At 70.3% G+C, this 13063-nt stretch carries 16 protein-coding genes and 1 pseudogene; 11 read left to right on the top strand and 6 right to left on the bottom strand.

Annotation, left to right across the window (positions count from 1 at the left end; genetic code table 11):
* Positions 1-106 precede the first annotated feature (106 nt).
* Positions 107-382 carry a heavy-metal-associated domain-containing protein gene (locus WBK31_RS33040; RefSeq protein WP_406673670.1) on the top strand — a complete coding sequence of 92 codons (276 nt, stop codon included), beginning with the start codon at positions 107-109 and terminating at the stop codon, positions 380-382.
* Positions 383-390: 8 nt separating this feature from the next.
* On the opposite strand, the gene WBK31_RS33035 is transcribed toward WBK31_RS33040, so the two are convergent.
* Entirely contained in the window at positions 391-1098 is a 708-nt protein-coding gene (locus tag WBK31_RS33035) for an SDR family NAD(P)-dependent oxidoreductase (protein WP_364062758.1), read from the bottom strand.
* Positions 1099-1186: 88 nt separating this feature from the next.
* Between WBK31_RS33035 and WBK31_RS33030 the strand changes: the two genes are divergently transcribed.
* From WBK31_RS33030 to WBK31_RS33005, 6 genes are all read left to right on the top strand, one after another.
* Complete coding sequence (locus tag WBK31_RS33030; protein WP_364062761.1) at positions 1187-2026, top strand: helix-turn-helix transcriptional regulator; 840 nt, start codon at positions 1187-1189, stop codon at positions 2024-2026.
* Positions 2027-2177: 151 nt separating this feature from the next.
* Complete coding sequence (locus WBK31_RS33025) at positions 2178-3992, top strand: ABC transporter substrate-binding protein (protein ID WP_364062764.1); 1815 nt, start codon at positions 2178-2180, stop codon at positions 3990-3992.
* Positions 3989-5041: an ABC transporter permease gene (locus WBK31_RS33020; protein WP_364062767.1), complete on the top strand. Its 1053-nt coding sequence runs from the start codon at positions 3989-3991 to the stop codon at positions 5039-5041. Before WBK31_RS33025 ends, WBK31_RS33020 begins: the two co-directional genes overlap by 4 nt.
* The gene (locus tag WBK31_RS33015) at positions 5038-5919 is read left to right on the top strand and encodes an ABC transporter permease (RefSeq protein ID WP_364062770.1); all 882 of its coding nucleotides are present in this window, start codon (positions 5038-5040) and stop codon (positions 5917-5919) included. Before WBK31_RS33020 ends, WBK31_RS33015 begins: the two co-directional genes overlap by 4 nt.
* Complete coding sequence (locus tag WBK31_RS33010; protein ID WP_364062773.1) at positions 5916-6893, top strand: ABC transporter ATP-binding protein; 978 nt, start codon at positions 5916-5918, stop codon at positions 6891-6893. Before WBK31_RS33015 ends, WBK31_RS33010 begins: the two co-directional genes overlap by 4 nt.
* Positions 6890-7894, top strand: a complete 1005-nt coding sequence (locus tag WBK31_RS33005; protein ID WP_378786029.1) for an ABC transporter ATP-binding protein — start codon at positions 6890-6892, stop codon at positions 7892-7894. Before WBK31_RS33010 ends, WBK31_RS33005 begins: the two co-directional genes overlap by 4 nt.
* Before the next feature lie 83 nt (positions 7895-7977).
* Here the strand turns inward: WBK31_RS33005 and WBK31_RS33000 are convergent, their stop codons facing one another.
* Genes WBK31_RS33000 through WBK31_RS32990 form a run of 3 tightly spaced genes read right to left on the bottom strand, consistent with a single transcriptional unit; the run spans position 7978 to position 8590 of the window.
* The gene (locus tag WBK31_RS33000; RefSeq protein WP_406673669.1) at positions 7978-8142 is read right to left on the bottom strand and encodes a response regulator transcription factor; all 165 of its coding nucleotides are present in this window, start codon (positions 8140-8142) and stop codon (positions 7978-7980) included.
* Between the two features lie 17 nt (positions 8143-8159).
* Positions 8160-8387, bottom strand: coding sequence for a hypothetical protein (locus WBK31_RS32995; protein WP_406673668.1), 228 nt, complete (start codon positions 8385-8387; stop codon positions 8160-8162).
* A 2-nt stretch (positions 8388-8389) separates the two neighbouring features.
* Positions 8390-8590 (bottom strand): hypothetical protein, encoded by a 201-nt coding sequence (locus WBK31_RS32990; RefSeq protein WP_406673667.1) that lies wholly within the window; start codon positions 8588-8590, stop codon positions 8390-8392.
* Positions 8591-8627: 37 nt separating this feature from the next.
* Here WBK31_RS32990 and WBK31_RS32985 point away from each other — a divergent pair, with 37 nt between their 5' ends.
* Positions 8628-8897, top strand: coding sequence for a hypothetical protein (locus WBK31_RS32985; protein WP_406673666.1), 270 nt, complete (start codon positions 8628-8630; stop codon positions 8895-8897).
* Between the two features lie 13 nt (positions 8898-8910).
* Here the strand turns inward: WBK31_RS32985 and WBK31_RS32980 are convergent, their stop codons facing one another.
* Positions 8911-9546 carry a maleylpyruvate isomerase N-terminal domain-containing protein gene (locus WBK31_RS32980; protein WP_364062782.1) on the bottom strand — a complete coding sequence of 212 codons (636 nt, stop codon included), beginning with the start codon at positions 9544-9546 and terminating at the stop codon, positions 8911-8913.
* A 96-nt stretch (positions 9547-9642) separates the two neighbouring features.
* On the bottom strand, positions 9643-10371 hold the full coding sequence (locus WBK31_RS32975) for a nucleotidyltransferase domain-containing protein (RefSeq protein ID WP_378786034.1): 729 nt from the start codon (positions 10369-10371) through the stop codon (positions 9643-9645).
* Positions 10372-10381: 10 nt separating this feature from the next.
* Here WBK31_RS32975 and WBK31_RS32970 point away from each other — a divergent pair, with 10 nt between their 5' ends.
* From WBK31_RS32970 to WBK31_RS32960, 3 genes and pseudogenes are all read left to right on the top strand, one after another.
* A complete protein-coding gene (locus WBK31_RS32970; RefSeq protein WP_364062788.1) occupies positions 10382-11197 on the top strand; it encodes an SDR family oxidoreductase in 816 nt (271 codons plus the stop codon).
* Positions 11198-11561: 364 nt separating this feature from the next.
* Complete coding sequence (locus WBK31_RS32965; RefSeq protein ID WP_364062791.1) at positions 11562-12032, top strand: hypothetical protein; 471 nt, start codon at positions 11562-11564, stop codon at positions 12030-12032.
* Between the two features lie 205 nt (positions 12033-12237).
* A pseudogene (locus WBK31_RS32960) lies at positions 12238-13062 on the top strand (serine/threonine-protein kinase); the annotation flags it as partial.
* Position 13063 lies beyond the last annotated feature (1 nt).

Raw genomic sequence — 13063 nt, 5'->3', positions numbered from 1 at the left:
TGCGGCGTGTTTCCACCCCTCTTTCCGTGGGGGACCCATGTATGCGTCTTTACCCCTAGGGGGTATAGAGTGCCGTCATTGGAGCCGATGAGGAAGGAGTGTTCGCATGACCGTGGCCACGTACCAGGTCAAGGGCATGACCTGCGGTCATTGTGCCAGTGCCGTGACCGAGGAGGTGAGCGCCATCGCCGGGGTGAGCGCGGTCGAGGTCGACGTCGCCTCGGGCGCGGTGACCGTCACCAGCCAGGCCCCCGTCGACGACGCGCTGATCGGCGCCGCCGTGACGGAGGCCGGCGACGAGCTGGTGGGCAGGGCCGCGCCCGTCGAGCTGCTGCCGATGGCCGGCGGGTGCTGCGGTGGTGGCGCCTGCGCCTGCGGCTGACCCGAGGGTCACCAGGGCAGAGGGCCCTTGGCGCTGAAGTAGCCGCCGGTCGGGCCGTCGGGGCCCACCTGCGCCATCCGCACGATGATCTCGGCGCCCTCCTCGACGGTCTGGATGCCGGTGTTGTGGTTGAGGTCGGTCTTGGTGTAGCCGGGCTCGACCGCGTTGATCCGCATCTCGGGGAACGCCTTGGCGAACTGAACCGTGATCATGTTGACCGCGGCCTTCGACGCCGGGTACGCCACGCCGGGGTAGTCGTACACCGGCGTCCCCGGGGTGGTGACGGTGGTCAGCGAGGCCAGGCCGCTGCTGACGTTCACCACGACGGGGGCCTGCGAGCGGCGCAGCAGCGGCACGAAGTGGTGCAGCACGCGCACGACGCCGAAGACGTTGGTGTTGAACGTCTGGTACATCAGGTCGCCGGTCACCTCGGCCGCCGTGTAGATGCCGGCGTCCGGCTTGCGCTCCTCGACGCCCGCGTTGTTGACGAGCACGTCGAGCCCGCCGTCGGCCTCGATGGCGGCGGCGGCCTTGGCGACGGAGTCGTCGTCGGTCACGTCGATCTGCACGAACCGGGCGCCGAGCCGCTCGGCGGCCTGGCGGCCCCGCTCGGCGTTCCTGGCGCCGACGTAGACGGTGTGGCCGGCCTCGATGAGGCGGCGGGCGGTCTCGTAACCGAGACCCTTGTTGGCTCCTGTGATCAGTGTCGTTGTCATGTTCACAGTCTGCGTCCGCGGCTCCTGAGCAGCCAGAGCCCTCATTTTCCTGGGACTCGCGGTACCAGGAAGGGGCAGACTGGACACCATGGCGAAGGAGTTCGGGCAGGCGGTGCGCCGCTGGCGGGAGCGGATACGACCGGAGGCGGTGGGGCTGCCCGCGACAGGTCACCGCCGCACCGCGGGGTTGCGCCGCGAGGAGCTCGCGACGCTCGCGGGCATCTCCGTCGATTATGTCGTCCGCCTGGAGCAGGGCCACGCCACCAACCCCTCGCCGCAGATCGTCGAGGCGCTGGCGCGGGCGCTGCACCTGTCGGACGAGGAGCGCGCCTACCTGTACGAGTCCGCGGGCCTCGCCCCGCCCGGGCCCGACATGGTGCCCGTCAGGATCCCGCCCAGCGTGCTGCGGATGATCGACCGGCTCGACGGCGCCGCTGTCGCCGTCCACGACGCGGCCTGGACGCTGCTGCTGGCCAACCCCCTGTACACCGCACTCGTCCCCGATGCGGCGCAGTGGCGCGGGCGCGAGCGCAACGCCGTGTGGCGCGTCTTCATGGGCACGGGCTCCACCCTGGTCAGGCGCTCGCCCGAAGAGCAGGCCGACTTCGAAGAGGCGCTGGCCGGCGACCTGCGCACCACGGCGGGCCGCTACCCCGCCGACCGCGCGCTGAAGGAGCTGATCGCCGAGCTGCGGGCGGGCAGCCCGCGCTTCGCCGAGTTGTGGGACTCGGGCACGGTCGACCGTCAGGTGGGCGGGCGCAAGACGTTCGACCATCCCGAGGTGGGGTCGATGACGCTCGACTGCGACATTCTCAGCGTGGCCGGCAGCGATCTCCGGATCATCGTCTACACCGCCGAGCCCGGCACTCCCGACGCCGAGCGGTTCGCCCGGCTCGCCCGGCGGTCGATGGCGCCCGCGGAGACGTGACGCCAGCTCACGGCGCTGCCAGGACCACTGAAAATTTACACCGCTGTTGGAAACGAAGATGAAACAATTTTCCGTCACTCGTTGACATGCGGTCTCCATATGGTGTGCCTTCTTCTACACAGAGAACCCCCCGCCTGAAGGTGAGGCACGTATGAGGAAATGGTTCGCACGCCTGGCAGCGCTGGGCGTCGCGCTATTAGTGGCCGGTCAGGGCACGACGGCTGCCCTCGCACAGGAGCCCGCGGCGGGGAAGAAGATCATACGCGTCGGCGCGACGCAGTCGATGGACTCGATGAACCCATTCCTCGCGGTCCGTCTGATCTCGACGTCGATCCACCGCTGGATGTACGGGTTCCTCACGGTCCCCGACTCCAAGACGCTCGCGCCGAGCCCTGACCTGGCCGAGTCGTGGAGCACGTCCGAGGACGGGCTCACCTGGACGTTCAAGATCCGCCAGGCGAAGTGGTCCGACGGCCAGCCGATCACGGCCGAGGACGCCGCCTGGACGTTCAACAAGATGATGACCGACGACGCCGCCAAGACCGCCAACGGTCCGGCGGTGGAGAACTTCGAGAGCGTCACCGCCAACGGCCAGGACCTGATCATCAAGCTCAAGGCGCCGCAGGCCAGCATGCTGGACAACCCGGTCCCGATCATGCCCAAGCATGTCTGGGAGAAGGTCACCGACATGGCCAACTACGACGCCGAGGTGTACCCGACGGTCAGCAGCGGCCCGTACTTCGCGGTCGAGCACAAGAAGGACCAGTACGTCAAGCTGCAGGCCAACCCGAACTACTGGCGCGGCAAGCCCAAGATCGACGAGCTGCAGGTCATCTTCTACGACAACCCGCAGGCCGCCATCGCGGGCCTGAAGAACGGCGACATCGACCTGCTCGGCCGGATGTCCCCGCCGGAGTTCGAGGCCATCCAGAACGACCCGAACATCGTCGCCTGGAACCAGCAGGGCCGCCGCTCGGCGTACCTGCAGATCAACCACGGCGCCACCACCAGCGACGGCAAGCCCGTCGGTGACGGCCACCCGGCGCTGAAGGACCAGAAGGTCCGCCAGGCGCTCCACTACGCCATCGACAAGCAGAAGCTGGTCGACGAGGTGCAGAACGGCCTGGCCAAGCCCGCCGACGGCTCGATCGTCCCGCCGATGTACCAGGACTTCTTCTGGGAGGCCACCGGCGACACCAAGGTCACCTACGACCCGGCCAAGGCCAACCAGATCCTCGACGACGCGGGCTACAAGAAGGGCCCCGACGGCATCCGTACGATGCCCGACGGCAAGCGCAAGCTGGAGTTCCGCTTCAGCATCCACACCGACACCCCGATCGAGGACAAGCTCGCCGAGTACCTGACGGGCTTCTTCAAGGAGATCGGCATCTCGCTGACCACCAAGAAGCTCGACTCCAGCAAGTTCACCGAGGAGACCGGCGTCACCGGCCTGTTCGACATCGCGATCAGCGGCTGGTCGGTCAACCCCGACCCCGAGGAGGTCCTCGCCACCCACCTGTGCAGCCGGCGGCCCAGCCCGACCGGTGAGGGCGGCGGCACCGAGTCCTTCTACTGCGACGAGACCTTCGAGAAGCTCTACAAGGAGCAGCAGAAGGAGCTCGACCGGGCCAAGCGCGCCGAGATCATCAAGAAGATGCAGGAGCGTCTCTACACCGACGCCCCGATCATCGCGATCTACTACACCAACGACCTTGAGGGTTACCGCAAGGACCGGATCGCCAGCATCACCCCGATCCCCGAGGACAACGGCATCCTCTACGGCGGCAGCAGCTACTGGCCGTTCTACACCGTGGAGGCCAAGGAGGCCGCGGCGTCCGGTTCGAGCGCCGAAGGCGGCTCCAACACCGGCGTCATCGTGGGAGTCGTGGGCGGTGTGGTGGTCATCGCCCTGGCGGGCTTCCTCCTGAGCAGGCGGCGCAAGAGCACCGCTGACGAACGCGAATGACGACACCGCTCGAAGCAGCAGAGCCCGCCGCCCAGGCGGCGGGCCCTGGTGACGAGCGCCCCACCCGCCGCGGCACGCTGCAGTACGCGCTGGCCAAGGCCGGTGGGGCGCTGTTCAGTATCGCCATGGTGATCGTCGGAACCTTCTTCGTGTTCCGGCTGCTCCCCGGCGACCCCGTACGCAACCTGGCCCAGGGCCGGAACATGACCCCGGCCCAGCTCGACCTCGAACGCCGCAGGCTCGGCCTCGACAAGCCGCTCATCGACCAGTTCTTCCAGTTCGTGGGCGACACGCTCAGGCTCGACCTCGGCACCTCCTACGAGTACAAGCGGCCGGTCATCGACCTCATCGGCGAGCGCATCGGCCCGACGCTGCTGCTCGCGGGGACCGGCCTGGTCATCGCGGTCAGCCTGGGCGTCTGGCAGGGCACCAGAGCGGGCTGGCGGCACGGCAGCGGCTTCGACCGCTTCTCCACCGGCCTGTCGCTGCTGCTGTGGTCGGTGCCGACGTTCTGGCTCGGGCTGCTGCTGATGATGGTCTTCGGCGTCGGCATCGGGCCGATCCCCGGGCTGTTCCCGTTCCGCGGCATCGAGAGCGTGGACGCGCCCGACGGGTTCGCGTACGTGCTGGACGTCGCCTCCCACATGGTGCTGCCCTGCCTGACGCTGGTCGCCGTGGTGTACGCCCAGTACCTGCTGATCATGCGCTCCTCGCTCCTTGAGGAGGTCGGCCAGGACTACGTCACCGTGGCCAGGGCCAAGGGCCTGCGCGACGACGACGTGCGCCGCAAGCACGCCGTGCCCAACGCGCTGCTGCCCACGGTCACGCTGGTGTTCATGCGCATCGGCTTCGTCGTCGGCGGCGCCGTCACCGTGGAGACCATCTACACCTGGCCGGGGCTCGGACAGCTGTTCTACGAGGCGGTCAGGGTGCCCGACTTCACGCTCATGCAGGGAACGTTCATGCTGATCACCGTCGCGGTCATCGTCATGAACACGCTGGCCGACGTGGTCTACCACGTGCTCGACCCGAGGGTGAGGTCCGCATGACGGCTGTCGCCACGGCCCGCAGGAAGCAGGCGCTGATCCGCTTCTGGGCCGGGTTCCGCACGCACCGCGGCGGCGTCGCCGGGCTGGCCGTCCTCGCGATCGCGGTCGTGCTCGCGCTCATCGCGCCCTGGTTCATCGACGAGTCGGTCACCAGCGTCATCCAGAACACCGGGCAGCGGTGGGCCGCGCCGAGCCTGTCCGAGCCGTTCGGCACCGACGAGTCAGGCCGGTCCATCCTGCTCATGGTCTGGTGGGGCTCGCGCACCTCGCTGTTCATCGGGTTCCTCGCCGCGCTGCTCAGCATCGTGATCGGCCTGGTCGTCGGCATCACCGCGGGCCACTTCCGCGGCTGGGTCGGCGCCGCGCTCATGCGCGTCACCGACTGGTTCCTGGTGCTGCCCTCGCTGGTGACCGCGCTCGTCCTCGCCGCCATCCTCGGCGGCAGCACGTTCACGATCATCGCCGCGATCGGCATCACCACCTGGCCGTCCACCGCCCGGCTCATCCGGGCGCAGACGCTCGCCGTCGAGGCCAGGCCGTACATCGAGCGCTCCAAGGCGCTCGGCGCCGGACACTGGCACATCACCACCCGGCACGTGCTGCCGAACGTGGCGCCGCTGCTGCTGGCCAGCACCACCCTGGAGGTGGCCAGCGCCATCGTCACCGAGTCCACGCTGGCCTTCCTCGGCGTCAGCTCCAACCGCACCTCCTGGGGCACCATGCTCCGTGCCTCCTACGACTGGGGCGCCGCCACCCAGGGCGCCTGGTGGTACATCCTCATCCCCGGCCTCGCCATCCTCATCGTGGTCATGGCGTTCACGCTGGTCGGAAGGGCCCTGGAGGCCGTGCTCAACCCGAGGCTGAGGAGGGCCGCATGAGCCTGCTCGAACTCGACGACGTCTCCGTGACCTACCGCATCGCCTCGGGCGAGGTGCCCGCCGTACGCGGGGTGTCGCTGAAGCTCGAGGCCGGTGCGGCGCTCGGCGTCGCCGGCGAGTCGGGGTCCGGCAAGTCGACGCTGGCCATGGCGCTGCTGCGGCTGCTGCCCAAGGACGCGAAGATCGGCGGCCGCATCCTGCTCGACGGCGAGGACGTCCTCACCATGAAGTGGGGGCGCATGCGCGCCGTGCGCTGGGCGGAGGCGTCCATCGTCTTCCAGGGCGCGCAGCACGGGCTCAACCCCGTACGCAGGATCGGCGACCAGATCGCCGAGCCGCTGCTCGTGCACAACCTGGCCAAACCCGACGCCGCCCGCGAACGCGTCGCCGAGCTGCTCGACGCGGTGGGCCTGCCCGCCTGGCGGGCCCGCAGCTACCCGCACGAGCTGTCGGGCGGCCAGCGGCAGCGCGTCATGATCGCGATGGCGCTGGCCTGCTCGCCGCGCCTGATCATCGCCGACGAGCCGACCACCGCGCTCGACGTGATGGTGCAGGCCCAGGTACTCAGCCTGATCAAGGACCTGGTGGCCGAGCGCGGCATCTCGCTGATCATGATCTCGCACGACCTGTCGGTGCTCGCCGACGTGTGCGACCAGCTCGCGGTCATGTACGCGGGCCGCGTCGTCGAACACGGCCCGTCCCATGAGGTGTTCCACGACGCCAAGCACCCCTACAGCCGGGCGCTGGCGGCGGCTTTCCCGACCGTCGGCGACCCGGTCTCGCGCATGGCGCCCAAGGGCCTGGGCGGCGACCCGCCCGACCCGATGGACCTGCCGAGCGGCTGCGCCTTCCACCCGCGCTGCCCGGTCGCGCGCGACACGTGCGCCGAGCTCGACGTGCGGTTGTGGCCGGCCGGTCCAGGACGTACGGCGGCGTGCGTGCACGCCCGGGCCGAGGAGGAGGTCGGCTCATGACCGAGACGAGCACCGCCACCGAACAGACCGGCACCACGGGCGCCACCCTGCTGGAGGCCCGTGACCTGCACGTGGAGTTCGCCTCCAGGGGCCGCAAGGCCCGCGCCGTGGACGGCGTGAACCTGGCCATCGGGCAGGGCGAGATCGTCGCGCTCGTCGGCGAGTCCGGCTGCGGCAAGACCACGCTCGCCCGCACCCTGCTCGGCCTCGAACGCCCCACCTCGGGCGAGGTCCGCTACGACGGCGCGAGCCTCGCCTACACCACCAAGGCGCTGCGCGCCTACCGCAGGCAGGTGCAGCTCGTCCTGCAGGACCCGACCGGCTCGCTCAACCCCCGCCACACCGTGTACGAGGCGGTCGCGGAGGGCCCGCGCATCCACGGCCTGCCCGACGAGCGCGACATCGTGGCCACCGCCCTGTCCAGGGCCGGGCTGCGGCCGCCCGAGCGCTTCTTCCAGCGCTACCCGCACGAGCTCTCCGGCGGCCAGCGGCAGCGCGTCGTCATCGCGGGCGCGCTGGCGCTGAACCCGAAGGTGCTCGTCGCCGACGAGCCGGTGGCCTCCCTGGACGCCTCCGTACGCGGCGAGATCCTCGCGCTGCTGCTCAGGCTGCGCGAGGAGCTGGGCCTGTCGGCCCTGGTCGTCACCCACGACCTCGGCCTGGCCTGGAACATCGCCGACCGGGTGGCCGTGATGTACCTCGGCAGGATCGTCGAGTCGGGGCCCGTCGAGCAGGTGCTGACCGCGCCGCGCCACCCGTACACGCAGGCGCTGCTGTCGGTGCTGCCCGAGTCGCCCGAGCGGATCGTGCTGACCGGCGAGCCGCCCGACCCGACCCGCATCCCCGCGGGCTGCCGCTTCCACGCCCGCTGCCATGTGCTGGCGTCGGGCAAGGCGGCCGAGGCCGGGGTGGCCGAGCGCTGCCGTACCCAGCTCCTGGACATCCTGCCCGCCGTGCCGGACGCCCAGGCGGCCTGCCACTACGCCGAGACGGTCACCTGATCCGCCCGGCCGGCCCGCCATCGGGCCGAAGACGGTCTTCCGACGCCGGCGCCGGACCTCACCTGAGGGCTCGGCGCCGGTCTTCATGTGAGGTCGGCGTCGTGCACCAGGATGGCGGCCTGCACGCGGTCGGCCAGGCCCAGCTTGGCCAGCACGCTGCTGACGTGCGCCTTCACCGTGGCCTCGCTCAGGCGCAGCTCGCGGCCGATCTCCGCGTCGGACAGGCCGCGGGCCAGCGCCCTGATCACGTCCTCCTCCCGGCCGGTCAGCGCGGCGAGCCGCCTGCGGGCGATCTCGGCCCGGGAGGGGTCCGGCGTGCGTAGGAGGCGATGAGGTGCTTGGTGACCGAAGGCGCGAGCATCGCCTGACCGGCCGCCACCGTGCGCACGGCGGCGGCCAGCTCGCGCGGCGGGATGTCCTTCAAGAGGAACCCGACGGCGCCGAGGCGCAGCGCCTCGTGCACGTACTCGTCCAGATCGAACGTGGTCAGCATGATCAGCTTGGGCGGGTTCGGGGGCGGCCCTTGCCGCCGTTCGCGCCTGACGTTCGGGGAGCCTCGTTGCGGACCTCCACGCGCAGCTCGTCCTCGCCGTAGCGGATCAGCACGTCGGCGCCGGCCCCGGCCGCGTGCTTGTGCACGTTGGTGAGCGCCTCCTGGATCACCCGGTACGCGGCGCGCTCGACCGTCTCGTGCACCGGCCTCGGCTCGCCCTCCTCGCGCCTGGTGACCGCGATGCCGAGGGCCCTGGACTGGTCGAGCAGCCGGTCGAGGTCGCCGAGCGTGGGCTGGGGCCGCAGGGCGTCGGCGTTCGTGGACTACGCGGTGCTCAGGAAGCCCCTGGGTCTTCCCGCACAACCGCTCGACGGCGCCCGGGCATTGGAGATCACCCGGGCGCACCTGACGGCGTTCGTGGACCGGCACCTGCTGGGCAGGCGTACCCCGGTCGAGGACTATCCGGAGGTCACCGACCACTCCCGTACGAAGCCGCGGAAGGGCCGGTGACGCCGTACCCGGGTCAGAAGGCGCTGATGGTGGCTGGAGCGCGCTCGGCGCGGCTCAGCGCGCGGATGACGGCCGTGGGGCCGTGGCGGTGGACGGCCAGCCTGGCCAGCAGCTCGACCACCGGGTCGATCACCGACGACGGCAGCGCGGGCGTGTCCACGCCGACGCTCGCGGCCAGGTCGTCGCAGTGGACGACCAGCTCCACGAGCCGGGTCAGCAGAAAATCGTCGAGCTTCAGCGACCAGCCGGCCGGGGTGATCACGACCCGGTCGGCCGGCTCGGAGGCCAGCGCGGCGCGCTGCATGTCGAGCAGCGCCTGGCTCCGTTCGAGCAGCAGGGCGGGCCCGGCGGCGGCCGCGGCCTCGCCGCCCCTGCGGATGCTCAGGTTGCTCTCGTGATCGAGCCCCGCCTGGACCCACGGCGAACGCATGTAGTGCTCGAGGAGCGAGATCGGCTCTTGGACGGGGCCGTTCGGTGACAGCGCCTCGCCGACCCTGACGAGCTGGTGCGCGAGGTGTCCTGCGAGCCCCGCGACGCTGAACTCCACCAGCGCGCTCGGCTTGTCCCATGACGCCGCCACGGCCGGGTGGCCGAGGAGCCTCACCGCCGACTCCGCCGCCAGCAGGTAGGACTGCCTGGTCTCGCCCATAGGTCGCTCTCTCCCGGATTCAGGTGGTTGCAGCGTTGACACACACCACTAACAACCGCCCGTCACGTTGCCATCCCGCCCGATGACATCCCCGGGTCAGGCCAGTGCGCGGCCGATGGCCGTCCTGACGAACGCGCGGGCCAGCCGGCCTCTCCTGTACCGGCTGAGCACCGGCCGCTCGGTGCCGTAGCGGCGGGCGCGGATGTCGGCGATCAGCACGCCGGGCGCACCCATCTCGTGCAGCACCTCAAGGGCCTCTCGCTTGGTGATGAGCCGGCCATCCCGCAGGGTGACCGTGGCCCGGGCGACCGTCACCATGCCGAGGTCCACCCATACGTCCTGCAGCCAGCGCCGCCGCCCCTGCGCCCTGACGAGCCAGAAGTCGCGCAGGTCGGAGCGGATGAAACGGGCCAGCTCCTCGTCCGACACCGGCGGCAGCACCTCGGCCGGCGGCGGGCCGTACAGGACCTTGCCGCCCTCGTGCAGCTCGCGCCGCGTCACCGCCGTCACCGGGCGGCGGAAGATGCGCTGGTGCGCCCACGTGATGTGCTCGGCGCTGAGGTCGTCGAGCTCCTGCCTGGCCATGTACGAGCAGTGCAGCCGCTCCGCAAGCGGCAGGCGTAACCGCCGATGCACCGCCTTGATCCGCCGCCAGTGATCCATGGTCGGGGTGGCGTCGAGGACCGCGACCAGGTCGAGGTCGCTGTGTCCCGGCTGGTAGTCGCCGGCCGCGAGCGAGCCGTGGGCCCAGAGCGCGACCAGGGGAACGGCCGGCTCGACACCCTCGAGAAAAACCTTTAGCAGGCGTTCCGTCGCTGCGTCCATGATGGCAACTATGATCGATACCCGGCTGTCTGGAAAGGTCGCGCTGATCACCGGCGCCAATCACGGCATCGGGGCGGCGATCGCCCGCGCGCTGGCGGCGGAGGGCGTCGCGGTCTTCCTGACGTACAAACGGCTGCCGCCGCTCAACGATCCGGTCTACCCCGCGGCCTACGACCAGGCACGCGCCGGCGACGCCTCCGGCGTGGTGGCCCGCATCCGTGAGGCGGGCGGCACGGCCGAGGCGCTGGAGGCCGACCTCGCCGACCCCGAGACGCCCAAGAGGCTGTTCGACGCGGCCGAGAAGGCGTTCGGCCCGGTGGAGATCTTGGTCAACAACGCCAGCGGCTGGCTCAGCGACACCTTCGCCGCCGCCGAGCGCGACTCCTTCGGCCGCTCGCTGCGCCGCGTGGACGCCGAGACCTACGAGCGGCTGTTCGCCATCGACGTACGCGCGCCCGCGCTGCTGATCTCGGAGTTCTCCCGCCGCCACCTGGAGCGCGGCGCGACCTGGGGCCGCATCATCGGCCTCACCTCGGGCGGCCCCGACGGCTTCCCCACCGAGGTCAGCTACGGCGCGGCGAAGGCCGCCCAGGAGAACTACACCATGTCGGCCGCGCGCGAGCTGGGCCGCCACGGCATCACGGCCAACATGGTCCACCCGCCCGTCACCGACACCGGCTGGATCAATGAGAAGGTCGCGATCGCCCAGGCCGCCAACGGCGTGCTGCCCGAGGTGGCGCAGCCGGACGACGTGGCCGAGGTGATCACGTTCCTGGCCTCGCACCAGGGGCGCAGAGTGACGGGGCAGGTCATCAAGATGTACTGAACGGCGCGCCGGTCCGCTCACCGCTCGTAGAGGTGGACTTCTGCGGCGTGCGGCGGCTTCCTGCGGCGTGCGGTGGCGTGCGGTGCTTGCGCATGGCGCCCTTCGCGACGTCGCCCCCGTGCATCGCCGCGGCCCGCGCTGCGACGCATGGGGCGGGCGCGCGGCCGAGAGAAGCTCTACCGGGCCGCCGAGCTCGCGCTGCGACGCATGGGCGGGCATTCATGCTTCGACGGCCATCGAGATGTCTGAAGCCTAGATTCCGGTCCGGGGCCGTTCCCGGCCTCCACCGGGCCGGGGTCGGTGCGTGCGCCCTGCCCGGTGCAACGCACTGAGCCGGAGGCTGTGGATGTCCGATGAGATTCCGATGACCGATGATCGCGAACCGGCGCTGGTCGTCACGTCGATGATCGACCACGTACTCGACCTGGCGGCGACCTGGACACTGTGGGACGGTCGCCCGGTGCGCGTCGATGAGCGGGTCTACACCCCGCACAAGGCGATCCGCCGGGTCACCGACCACCTCATCGATCACCTCGCTGAGGTGGAGGCACGGCTGGCCGGCAACCCCACGATCCTTGATCACTGGCATGCGTCGGCCAGCACGACTCCTGCTGATCTGGCGCCTTTCACCGACGAAGACCTGAACGAGGCCAGGTGCCGGCTCACCCGGCTCGGCCGGATCTGGGCCGACCGGCTGACCGCGCTCACTCCGGACCAGCTCGACCGCTCGCCCGGTGAGGGCTGGACGTTCCGGCAGATCGCGTTCCACGTGGCCGGCTCGGCCTACTACGCCGACTCCGTCGGAGACCTGTCGAAGGCCGGAGCCGACCGCTGACCTGTCATCGCCTCGCACCAGGGGCGCAGGGTGGCGGGGCAGGTCATCAGGATGTACTTAGCCCAGGGTTCCTGGTCAGCGGTGCCGGAGAGCGCGCTGAGCCGCACGATGACCATGCTGTTCGCAGCGCTTTCCTGCCGGACCGGCGTGGTAGCCATTACTGTGATCGGCATAGTGGTCTGCTCCCTGCTCGTGGAGGTCGCACGTGCGAGTCGGCACCGAACTGGCCGGCCGCTACCGGCTGGAGCGGTTGCTCGGCCGGGGCGGGATGGGCGAGGTGTGGCGCGCCGTCGACCAGACGCTGGATCGTCCCGTAGCGGTCAAACTTCTGCAGGCCAACCGGCTGGGCGACGAGGGGCACGATAAGGCTCTGGCACGGTTCCGGCGGGAGGGGAAGGCGGCCGCTCGCCTGAACCACCCCAACATCACCACCGTTTACGACTGGGGCGAGCACCGGGAGATCCGCGACGGTGCCGAGATGGCCTTCTCATTCCTGGTACTGGAGTTCATCCGGGGTCGTGATCTGAAATCCGTTCTCGCCGACCACCCCGGTGGACTGCCGGTCGATCAGGTTCTGGACTACGGCGCCCAGGTTGCAGACGCGCTGGCCGCTGCGCACGCGTCCGGGGTCGTGCATCGTGACATCAAGCCGGCCAATCTCATGCTGCTGGACGATGGCACCATCAAGATCTGCGACTTCGGCGTCGCTCGTGTGCAGGGCGCGACCGCGGGTCTGTCCGTGACAGGGATGGTGATCGGCACTCTGCTGTACATGCCGCCGGAGCAGATCCAAGGCCGGCGGGTAGACCATCGCGCGGACCTGTACGCCCTCGGCGCAACCCTCTACCACCTGCTCACCGGTCGGCCCGTTTTCTCCATCAACGACCTGCGGATCCTTGCCTACCTGCATGCGGCCAGAACCCCCGACCCGCCCAGTGCGTTGCGGCCCGGCATCAGCCCTGACGTCGATCGCCTCATCGGCGCGCTGCTCGCCAAAGTCCCCGACCAGCGGCCCGCCTCTGCCGCAGCCG

Source organism: Nonomuraea sp. N2-4H, assembly GCF_045291505.1.
In the GTDB taxonomy this organism is placed as follows: Bacteria; Actinomycetota; Actinomycetes; order Streptosporangiales; family Streptosporangiaceae; genus Nonomuraea; species Nonomuraea fastidiosa.
Note: the sequence above shows the minus strand (reverse complement) of the source record. Positions and strands in the feature narration are given on the sequence as shown.

Bases quoted from the DNA above. Each gene is read 5' to 3' on its own strand.
- WBK31_RS33040 (WP_406673670.1), top strand. From the start codon at position 107: ATGACCGTGGCCACGTACCAGGTCAAGGGCATGACCTGCGGTCATTGT.
- WBK31_RS32985 (WP_406673666.1), top strand. From the start codon at position 8,628: ATGCCGAGGGCCCTGGACTGGTCGAGCAGCCGGTCGAGGTCGCCGAGC.
- WBK31_RS33010 (WP_364062773.1), top strand. From the start codon at position 5,916: ATGAGCCTGCTCGAACTCGACGACGTCTCCGTGACCTACCGCATCGCC.
- WBK31_RS33015 (WP_364062770.1), top strand. From the start codon at position 5,038: ATGACGGCTGTCGCCACGGCCCGCAGGAAGCAGGCGCTGATCCGCTTC.
- WBK31_RS33005 (WP_378786029.1), top strand. From the start codon at position 6,890: ATGACCGAGACGAGCACCGCCACCGAACAGACCGGCACCACGGGCGCC.
- WBK31_RS33030 (WP_364062761.1), top strand. From the start codon at position 1,187: ATGGCGAAGGAGTTCGGGCAGGCGGTGCGCCGCTGGCGGGAGCGGATA.
- WBK31_RS32975 (WP_378786034.1), bottom strand. From the start codon at position 10,371: ATGGACGCAGCGACGGAACGCCTGCTAAAGGTTTTTCTCGAGGGTGTC.
- WBK31_RS32995 (WP_406673668.1), bottom strand. From the start codon at position 8,387: ATGCTGACCACGTTCGATCTGGACGAGTACGTGCACGAGGCGCTGCGC.
- WBK31_RS32970 (WP_364062788.1), top strand. From the start codon at position 10,382: ATGATCGATACCCGGCTGTCTGGAAAGGTCGCGCTGATCACCGGCGCC.
- WBK31_RS33035 (WP_364062758.1), bottom strand. From the start codon at position 1,098: ATGACAACGACACTGATCACAGGAGCCAACAAGGGTCTCGGTTACGAG.
- WBK31_RS32965 (WP_364062791.1), top strand. From the start codon at position 11,562: ATGACCGATGATCGCGAACCGGCGCTGGTCGTCACGTCGATGATCGAC.
- WBK31_RS33020 (WP_364062767.1), top strand. From the start codon at position 3,989: ATGACGACACCGCTCGAAGCAGCAGAGCCCGCCGCCCAGGCGGCGGGC.
- WBK31_RS32980 (WP_364062782.1), bottom strand. From the start codon at position 9,546: ATGGGCGAGACCAGGCAGTCCTACCTGCTGGCGGCGGAGTCGGCGGTG.
- WBK31_RS33025 (WP_364062764.1), top strand. From the start codon at position 2,178: ATGAGGAAATGGTTCGCACGCCTGGCAGCGCTGGGCGTCGCGCTATTA.